Source organism: Mycobacterium sp. 1245801.1 (assembly GCF_001673055.1).
Lineage (GTDB): Bacteria > Actinomycetota > Actinomycetes > Mycobacteriales > Mycobacteriaceae > Mycobacterium > Mycobacterium europaeum_A.
Window position 1 is genome coordinate 1 of record NZ_LZKY01000210.1, and the last position, 9548, is coordinate 9548.

8 protein-coding genes and 2 pseudogenes are annotated in these 9548 nt (G+C 68.0%); 8 read left to right on the plus strand and 2 right to left on the minus strand.

The window, feature by feature from the left end; genetic code table 11:
* Positions 1–1705, plus strand: a 1705-nt coding sequence (gene arc / locus A5622_RS13195; protein ID WP_066860394.1) for a proteasome ATPase, incomplete at its 5' end; no start/stop codon positions are given.
* 28 nt (positions 1706–1733) lie between these two features.
* On the opposite strand, the gene A5622_RS13200 is transcribed toward arc, so the two are convergent.
* Positions 1734–2378: a hypothetical protein gene (locus tag A5622_RS13200; RefSeq protein WP_066878939.1), complete on the minus strand. Its 645-nt coding sequence runs from the start codon at positions 2376–2378 to the stop codon at positions 1734–1736.
* A gap of 10 nt (positions 2379–2388) precedes the next feature.
* A pseudogene (locus tag A5622_RS13205) lies at positions 2389–2673 on the minus strand (hypothetical protein); the annotation flags it as partial.
* 276 nt (positions 2674–2949) lie between these two features.
* Between A5622_RS13205 and dop the strand changes: the two are divergent.
* The 7 genes and pseudogenes from dop to A5622_RS13240 form a co-directional block, all read left to right on the plus strand.
* On the plus strand, positions 2950–4458 hold the full coding sequence (gene dop, locus A5622_RS13210; RefSeq protein WP_066860404.1) for a pup deamidase/depupylase: 1509 nt from the start codon (positions 2950–2952) through the stop codon (positions 4456–4458).
* A 118-nt stretch (positions 4459–4576) separates the two neighbouring features.
* On the plus strand, positions 4577–4771 hold the full coding sequence (locus A5622_RS13215; RefSeq protein WP_066860430.1) for a ubiquitin-like protein Pup: 195 nt from the start codon (positions 4577–4579) through the stop codon (positions 4769–4771).
* Entirely contained in the window at positions 4768–5658 is an 891-nt protein-coding gene (gene prcB, locus A5622_RS13220) for a proteasome subunit beta (RefSeq protein ID WP_066878943.1), read from the plus strand. Before A5622_RS13215 ends, prcB begins: the two co-directional genes overlap by 4 nt.
* Positions 5655–6419 carry a proteasome subunit alpha gene (gene prcA / locus A5622_RS13225; RefSeq protein WP_066878945.1) on the plus strand — a complete coding sequence of 255 codons (765 nt, stop codon included), beginning with the start codon at positions 5655–5657 and terminating at the stop codon, positions 6417–6419. Before prcB ends, prcA begins: the two co-directional genes overlap by 4 nt.
* A gap of 212 nt (positions 6420–6631) precedes the next feature.
* A complete protein-coding gene (pafA, locus tag A5622_RS13230; protein ID WP_156748774.1) occupies positions 6632–7990 on the plus strand; it encodes a Pup--protein ligase in 1359 nt (452 codons plus the stop codon).
* Between the two features lie 75 nt (positions 7991–8065).
* On the plus strand, positions 8066–9106 hold the full coding sequence (locus A5622_RS13235) for a YafY family protein (RefSeq protein ID WP_066878949.1): 1041 nt from the start codon (positions 8066–8068) through the stop codon (positions 9104–9106).
* A 70-nt stretch (positions 9107–9176) separates the two neighbouring features.
* Positions 9177–9548, plus strand: a pseudogene (locus tag A5622_RS13240) (protein pafC); the annotation flags it as partial.

A 9548-nucleotide genomic window follows, 5' to 3' on the forward strand; every position in this document is an offset into this window, starting at 1 on the left:
CGCCGTCGGCTCGCATGGAGGTGCCCGCTCCGCCCGCGATGTGCATCAGCTCGAAGCGCGCATCGACTCGCTCGCGTCGCGGAACTCGAAGTTGATGGAGACCCTCAAAGAGGCTCGCCAGCAACTGCTTGCGCTGCGTGAGGAAGTCGATCGGCTGGGGCAGCCGCCCAGCGGCTACGGCGTCCTGCTCGGCACGCACGAGGACGACACGGTCGACGTGTTCACCTCCGGCCGCAAGATGCGGCTGACGTGCTCGCCGAACATCGAAGTTCCCTTGCTGCGCAAGGGGCAGACGGTCCGGCTCAACGAGGCCCTGACCGTCGTCGAGGCCGGCACGTTCGAATCGGTCGGCGAAATCTCCACGTTGCGTGAGCTCCTGGCCGACGGGCACCGGGCCCTGGTCGTCGGGCACGCCGACGAGGAGCGCATCGTGTGGCTGGCCGAGCCGCTGGTCGCCGAGGACCTCCCGGAGGGGCATCCCGACGCGCTGAACGACGACACCCGGCCGCGCAGGCTGCGGCCCGGCGACTCGCTGTTGGTCGACACCAAGGCCGGGTACGCCTTCGAGCGGATCCCCAAGGCCGAGGTCGAGGACCTGGTGCTCGAAGAGGTGCCCGACGTCAGCTACGAGGACATCGGTGGCCTGACCCGCCAGATCGAGCAGATCCGGGACGCGGTGGAGCTGCCGTTCCTGCACAAGGAGCTGTACCGCGAGTACGCGCTGCGCCCGCCCAAAGGTGTGCTGCTCTACGGTCCGCCCGGTTGCGGTAAGACGCTGATCGCCAAGGCCGTGGCCAACTCGCTGGCCAAGAAGATGGCCGAGGTGCGCGGCGACGACGCCCGCGAGGCCAAGTCCTACTTCTTGAACATCAAGGGACCCGAGCTGCTCAACAAGTTCGTCGGTGAGACCGAGCGGCACATCCGGCTGATCTTCCAGCGCGCCCGCGAGAAGGCGTCGGAAGGCACACCGGTGATCGTGTTCTTCGACGAGATGGACTCGATCTTCCGCACCCGCGGGACCGGCGTCTCCTCGGACGTAGAGACCACCGTCGTCCCGCAGTTGCTGAGCGAGATCGACGGCGTCGAGGGCTTGGAGAACGTCATCGTGATCGGCGCCTCCAACCGTGAGGACATGATCGACCCGGCGATCCTGCGGCCCGGCCGTCTGGACGTGAAGATCAAGATCGAGCGGCCCGATGCCGAAGCGGCACAAGACATCTTCTCGAAGTACCTGGTCGAGACGCTGCCGGTGCACGCCGACGATCTCGCCGAGTTCGGGGGCGACCGTTCGGCTTGCATCCGGGCGATGATCGAAAAGGTCGTCGAGCGGATGTACGCCGAGATCGACGACAACCGGTTCCTGGAGGTCACCTACGCCAACGGTGACAAGGAAGTCATGTACTTCAAGGACTTCAACTCCGGCGCCATGATCCAGAACGTCGTCGACCGGGCGAAGAAGAACGCGATCAAGTCGGTGCTGGAGACCGGGCAGCCCGGTCTGCGCATCCAGCATCTGCTGGACTCGATCGTCGACGAGTTCGCCGAGAACGAGGACCTGCCCAACACCACCAACCCCGATGACTGGGCGCGGATTTCGGGCAAGAAGGGCGAGCGGATCGTCTACATCCGCACCCTGGTCACCGGCAAGAGCTCGAGCGCATCGCGGGCCATCGACACCGAATCCAACCTGGGCCAGTACCTGTAGGGCTCGGCGCCGGCTGAGCCCGTGGGGCTCAGTCGGTCACCAGCGAATAGCTGTTGGTCAGGGTGTCCTGCAGCACCTGGGCGGGCCGCTGGGTCGTGTCCACGCGCAGTTCTTCGGTGAGGACCCGCGGTTGATACGACCACCCGGCCGGCAGGTCGAGCCGGTCGGCAAGGCCCGGTAGGTCGTCGCGCGACAAGGTGGCGTCGGCGACCTGGCTCCAGGTCTGCATCACCCAGTGCCGGCTCTGCGGATCGATGAGTTCGAACACCTGCTGGCCGGCGTTGAAGACGAACACCGTGTGGCGACTGACCGTGTTGGGGACATATGGCGCCGGGTTCATCGACGACAACAGCACGGTGGCCTGCTGGATCATCTCGATGCCGCCGAAGGACTTGGTGATCTGCGGCCCGCGGGCCTGTTTTTCGATGGCGTTCATCAGCCAGTAGCGGGGACCGTTGAGCAGGGCTGCGGCCGCGCCGTGTTCGGTGGCGATGGCGTGCGCGTCCAGCGCCGACCACAGCTCCTGGGGACAGTCGTTGAGCGGGAAGCTGTTGTAAACCGTTGCCTGTGGGCCCGCCTCGCCGGGAGTTACCAGGAGTACCTCGCCATAGCGCTTCCCGGACAGGTCGAGTGCGTGTTTACCGACGGCGCGGCCGGATTCGGGGGCGGACACTCCGGTGAAATTAATCACTGGTACCGGTGCCGTCAATACGACGGACGGCGGGCCCGGCGGCGCCTCGATAGCGGTTACGCGCCACCAAAGTCGTCTGCAGGTCGTCGATCAGCGGGTCGAGAAAGGTGGACCGGTACTCCGCGTCGCCCGCCGCGCGGGCGCTGATGTACATGAACGTCAGCGCGCCGAGGAACAGGGTCATGTGGATCAGTGAGTCGGGCACCGGCAGCGTGAATCCGAGCACCGTCGCGCGGCTGGTGTAGGTGTGGGTCCACTCGTTGAGCAGGTCGGGGCTTCGCCGGGTAAGCACGAACGGCAAACCGCGCTCCAAGAACCAGCTTTCGGCGGCGCCCGGCGCGGCTCGGCGGTCCGGAGCGCGGCCGCGAAGAAGCTCCATGCCGGGTCACCCTACGGCCGGCAGCCCACCCGCGGCGGCCGTATCGAAAGGGTTGCCCGACGGGCGGTTTGCGGACGTCGGTCGGGCCGCGGGCTCGCCCGGGCGAGTCGCATCGGCCGGCTCCCGCGCGCCCCGCCGCGCGGGCCACTTCGTCGCCCGGCCTACGCTTAGGTCATGCAACGGATTATCGGGACGGAGGTCGAATACGGCATTTCATCGCCATCGGACCCGACAGCCAATCCGATCCTCACGTCGACGCAGGCGGTTTTGGCGTATGCGGCCGCAGCGGGCATCCAGCGCGCCAAGCGCACCCGCTGGGATTACGAGGTGGAATCGCCGTTGCGGGATGCCCGCGGCTTCGACCTGAGCCGCTCGGCCGGCCCGCCCCCGGTGGTCGACGCCGACGAGGTCGGCGCGGCCAACATGATCCTGACCAACGGCGCGCGGCTCTACGTCGACCACGCGCATCCCGAATACTCCGCCCCCGAGTGCACCGACCCGCTGGATGCGGTGATCTGGGACAAGGCCGGCGAGCGCGTCATGGAGGCCGCCGCACGCCACGTCGCCAGCGTGCCGGGGGCCGCGAAACTGCAGCTCTACAAGAACAACGTCGACGGCAAGGGCGCGTCCTACGGGTCGCACGAGAACTATCTGATGTCGCGGCAGACGCCGTTTTCGGCCATCATCGCCGGGCTGACCCCCTTTCTGGTCTCCCGGCAGGTGGTCACCGGCTCGGGCCGGGTCGGCATCGGCCCCTCCGGTGACGAGCCCGGCTTCCAGCTGTCCCAGCGCTCGGACTACATCGAGGTCGAGGTCGGCCTGGAAACCACGCTCAAGCGCGGCATCATCAACACCCGCGACGAGCCGCACGCCGACGCCGATCGATACCGGCGGCTGCACGTCATCATCGGCGACGCGAACCTCGCCGAGACGTCGACGTATCTGAAGCTGGGCACCACGGCGCTGGTGCTGGACCTGATCGAAGAGGGCCCGGCGCACGGCATCGACCTGAGCGACCTGGCGCTGGCGCGGCCGGTGCATGCGGTCCACGCCATCAGCCGCGACCCGTCGCTGCGCGCCGTCGTGGCGCTGGCCGACGGCCGGGAGCTGACGGGGCTTGCGCTGCAACGGGTTTACCTCGATCGGGTGGCCAAGCTGGTCGACAGCCGCGACCCCGATCCGCGCGCGTCCGACGTCGTCGAAACCTGGGCGCACGTGCTCGACCAGCTCGAGCGCGACCCGATGGAATGCGCCGAAATACTCGACTGGCCGGCTAAGCTGCGCCTGCTCGAAGGGTTCCGGCAGCGCGAGAACCTGAGCTGGTCGGCGCCGCGGCTGCACCTGGTGGACCTGCAGTATTCCGACGTCCGGCTGGACAAGGGCCTCTACAACCGGCTCGTCGCGCGCGGTTCGATGAAGCGCCTGGTGACCGAGCATCAGGTGCTCGAAGCGGTGGACAAGCCGCCGACGGACACCCGCGCCTACTTCCGCGGTGAGTGCCTGCGCCGATTCGGCGCCGACATCGCCGCGGCCAGCTGGGACTCGGTGATTTTCGATCTGGGTGGTGATTCGCTGGTCCGGATCCCGACGTTAGAGCCGCTGCGCGGCAGCAAAGCCCACGTCGGGGCGCTGCTGGACTCGGTGGACAGCGCCGCCCAACTGGTCGAACAACTCACCAGCTAGGTGCCGGTTAACCCAGGGAACGTCGGGGTCGACCGGTAGGCTAGGAAAGACCAACGGGCAGTGTGGCTTGATCGGTGAACAAGCCATTCAACGGGCCCAGACAACGCAGGAGGCGGCGATGGCTCAGGAGCAGACCAAGCGTGGCGGTGGTGGCGACGACGAAGACGATGTCGCCGGCAGCACCGCCGCGGGCCAAGAACGCCGGGAGAAGCTAGCCGAGGACACCGACGATCTGCTGGATGAGATCGACGACGTCCTCGAGGAGAATGCCGAGGACTTCGTTCGCGCGTATGTCCAAAAGGGCGGACAGTGACCTGGCCTTTCTCTGATCGCCTGTCCACCAATTCCGCGCTTCCGGGCTACGCACCTCCAAGAAGCCTCGCTATAGACCTCTCGTCGTTTGCTGATCTGTTGCGTCGGCAGGCGCCGGAGTTGCTGCCGACGAGCCTGTCGGGCACGCAGTCCGATGGCGCCGCGGGGCAGCTGCCCCACGGCACCACCATCGTCGCGCTGAAATATCCCGGCGGCGTGGTGCTCGCCGGCGATCGGCGTTCGACGCAGGGCAACATGATCGCCGGGCGCGACGTCAAGAAGGTGTACATCACCGACGACTACACGGCCACCGGCATCGCCGGCACCGCCGCGATCGCGGTGGAATTCGCCCGCCTGTATGCGGTGGAACTCGAGCATTACGAGAAGCTCGAGGGCGTGCCGCTCACGTTCGCCGGCAAGGTGAACCGGTTGGCCATCATGGTGCGGGGCAACCTGGCCGCCGCGATGCAGGGTCTGATCGCCTTGCCGCTACTGGTGGGCTACGACATCGATGCGCCGGATCCCGAAGGTGCCGGGCGCATCGTGTCTTTCGACGCCGCCGGCGGCTGGAACCTGGAAGAGGAGGGCTACCAGTCGGTGGGGTCGGGATCGATTTTCGCCAAGTCGTCGATGAAGAAGTTGTACTCGCAGGTCACCGACGCCGACTCCGCGGTGCGCGTCGCCATCGAGGCGCTCTACGACGCCGCCGATGACGATTCCGCCACCGGCGGACCGGATCTGGTGCGCGGCATCTACCCGACCGCGGTCACCATCGGCGCCGAGGGGGCGCTCGACGTGCCGGAGAGCCGCATCGCCGAATTGGCCCGCGAAGTGATCCAAAGCCGTTCGCGCGCCGACACTTTCGGCCCCGATGGTGGTGAGAAGTGAGCTTCCCGTATTTCATCTCGCCCGAGCAGGCGATGCGCGAGCGCAGCGAGCTCGCGCGCAAGGGCATCGCCCGGGGCAAGAGCGTGGTCGCGCTGGCCTACGCCGGTGGTGTGCTCTTCGTCGCGGAGAACCCGTCGCGGTCACTGCAGAAGATCAGCGAGCTCTACGACCGCGTCGGCTTCGCGGCCGCCGGCAAGTTCAACGAATTCGACAACTTGCGCCGCGGCGGAATCCAATTCGCCGACACCCGCGGGTACGCCTACGACCGTCGTGACGTCACGGGCCGGCAGCTGGCCAACGTCTACGCGCAGACGCTGGGCACCATCTTCACCGAGCAGGCCAAGCCCTACGAGGTGGAGCTGTGCGTGGCCGAGGTCGCGCACTACGGCGAGAGCAGACCGCCTGAGCTGTACCGGATTACCTACGACGGATCGATCGCCGACGAGCCGCATTTTGTGGTGATGGGTGGCACCACCGAACCGATCACCACGGCGCTCAAGGACTCTTACGCCGAGAACGCCGATCTGCGTGAGGCCACCCGCATCGCCGTCAAGGCCCTACGGGCCGGCAGCGAAGCGTCGAATGGCGACCAGGCAGCCCTGGACGTCGGCAGCCTGGAAGTCGCCATCCTGGATGTCAACCGGCCGCGACGGGCGTTCCGGCGGATCAACCGCGCCAGCCTGGAAAATTTGCTGCGCGAGTTGGATTCCGACGGCCCGGCAGGCGAAGGCGAGGAATCGAACGGGGAATCCGCCGACTAGGCACCGCTCGGCGCGGCCCACGCCGCCGGTGCCGATGTTGCTGTTGGTGCCCAAGGTGCGGGTGAGCCGCGAAGAGTCGCAAGGCCCGGTGCGGCGGACGGTCGCCCGGTGCGGCCTCCCGAAGGCATCCGCGCGACCTCCGGAAAACTTCGTCGGATTGATACGCGCGGCTTGCTCACCGTCCCGGTCGGACAACCAGTACGCTCGATTACGTGCAGCGACGAATCATGGGCATCGAGACCGAGTTCGGGGTCACCTGCACATTCCATGGGCACCGGCGGCTCAGCCCGGACGAGGTGGCCCGCTACTTGTTCCGCCGTGTCGTGTCCTGGGGCCGCAGCTCCAATGTTTTCCTGCGTAACGGCGCCCGCCTGTACCTCGACGTCGGCAGCCACCCGGAGTACGCCACCGCCGAGTGCGACAGCCTGGTGCAGCTGGTCACCCACGACCGCGCGGGCGAATGGGTGCTGGAAGACCTGCTCGTCGACGCCGAGCAGCGACTGGCCGACGAGGGCATCGGCGGCGACATCTACCTTTTCAAGAACAACACCGACTCGGCGGGCAACTCCTACGGGTGCCACGAGAACTACCTGATCGTGCGGGCCGGTGAGTTCTCCCGGATCTCCGATGTGCTGTTGCCGTTCCTGGTCACCCGCCAGCTGATCTGCGGCGCCGGAAAGGTCTTACAGACCCCCAAGGCCGCGACGTTCTGTCTCTCCCAACGCGCCGAGCACATTTGGGAAGGCGTTTCCTCGGCCACCACCCGCAGCCGGCCGATCATCAACACCCGCGACGAGCCCCACGCCGACGCCGAGAAATACCGGCGGCTGCACGTGATCGTCGGCGACTCCAACATGTGCGAGACCACCACCATGCTCAAGGTGGGCACGGCCGCTCTGGTGCTCGAGATGATCGAAGCCGGCGTCCCGTTCCGGGACTTCTCGCTGGACAATCCCATCCGCGCCATCCGCGAGGTCAGCCACGACATCACCGGTCGCCGGCCCGTGCGGTTGGCGGGCGGGCGGCAGGCCAGCGCGCTGGACATCCAGCGGGAGTACTACACCCGCGCCGTCGAGCACCTGCAGACCCGCGAACCCAACGCGCAGATCGAGCAGATCGTCGACCTGTGGGGCCGCCAGCTCGACGCGGTCGAAAGCCAGGACTTCGCCAAGGTGGACACCGAGATCGACTGGGTGATCAAGCGCAAGCTCTTCCAGCGCTACCAGGACCGCTACAACATGGAGCTGTCCGACCCCAAGATCGCCCAGCTGGACTTGGCCTACCACGACATCAAGCGCGGACGCGGCGTCTTCGACCTGTTGCAGCGCAAGGGGCTGGCCGCCCGCGTCACCACCGATGAGGACATCGCCGAGGCGGTCGACAACCCGCCGCAGACCACCCGGGCGCGGCTGCGCGGCGAGTTTATCAGCGCCGCCCAGGCCGCCGGCCGCGACTTCACCGTCGACTGGGTGCACCTCAAGCTCAACGACCAGGCGCAGCGCACCGTGCTGTGCAAGGACCCGTTCCGTGCGGTCGACGAGCGGGTCAAGCGCCTGATCGCGAGCATGTAGCCGCTCCGACGCGCCGGCGCGACGCGGATGGCCGGCGGAAGCGCCAGACGAGGACCATCGAATAACCTGGAGCCAATGGCGACGTCAAAAGTCGAACGGCTGGTGAATCTGGTCATCGCCCTGCTGTCGACCCGCGGTTACATCTCGGCGGAGAAGATCAGGTCGAGCGTGGCGGGCTATTCGGACAGCCCCAGCGCCGAGGCGTTCTCCCGCATGTTCGAGCGCGACAAGAACGAGCTGCGCGACCTGGGCATCCCGCTCGAGGTCGGCCGGGCCTCGGCCTGGGACCCCACCGAGGGTTACCGGATCAACCGCGACGCCTACGCGCTCGCACCGGTCGACCTGACCCCCGACGAGGCGGCCGCGGTCGCCGTTGCGACGCAGCTGTGGGAGTCGCCCGAGCTGATCACCGCGACGCAGGGCGCGCTGCTCAAGCTGCGCGCGGCCGGCGTCGACGTCGATCCCGACGCGCCCGTCGCCATCGCGTCGCCGGCCGGGGTGCCCGGCCTGCGCGGGTCGGAAGACGTCCTGGGAATCCTGTTGTCCGCCATCGACTCCCGGCAGGCGGTGCAGTTTCAGCACCGACCCTCGAGGGCCGAGCCATACGCCACCCGCACCGTCGAGCCCTGGGGCGTGGTCACCGAGAAGGGCCGCTGGTATCTGGTGGGCCACGACCGCGACCGCGACGCCACCCGGACCTTCCGGCTTTCCCGGATCGGTGCGGACGTCAAGCCGATCGGGCCGCCGGGCGCCGTCACCGTGCCGAAAGACGTTGACCTGCGCAAGATCGTGGCCCAGACCGTCACCGAAGTGTCGGCGGGGCAGACCGTCGGGCGGGCGCGAGTGTGGGTGGCCGACGGGCGGGCCACCGCGCTGCGGCGCGCGGGCAGGCCCGTCGATGCCCGCCAGTTCGGCGGTCGCGACGGCGAGGTGATCGAACTCGACATCTCCTTCGCCGACCAGCTGGCACGCGACATCGCCGGCTACGGGCCCGACGCCCTGGTGCTCGAACCGCAGTCCCTGCGAGACGACGTGCTGGCCCGGCTGCGCGCGCATGCGGGCGGGGACGCCGTCGGGGCGGGGCAACCGCCCGGCCGCGGGGGAGTGTCCGCGTGACACGCGCCAGCGCCGACGCAGAGCGCGGCGATGAGGCGGGGGCACCTCCCGCTTGCGGGGGAGTGTCCGCGTGACACCGATCTCCACCCGGCTGATCCGGCTGTTGAACATGGTTCCGTATTTCCAGGCCAATCCCCGGGTCACCCGAGCCAAGGCGGCCGCCGATCTCGGGGTGTCGGCCAAGCAGCTCGAAGACGACCTGAACCAGCTGTGGATGTGCGGGCTGCCGGGCTACTTTCCGGGGGACCTCATCGATTTCGAGTTCTCCGGGGACACCATCGAGGTGACCTTCTCCGCGGGAATCGACCGCCCGCTCAAGCTCACCTCGCCGGAGGCCACCGGGCTGCTGGTCGCGTTGCGGGCGCTGGCCGACATTCCCGGCGTCGTCGACCCCGAGGCCGCGCGCAGCGCGATCGCCAAGATCGAGGGCGCCGCCGGGGCC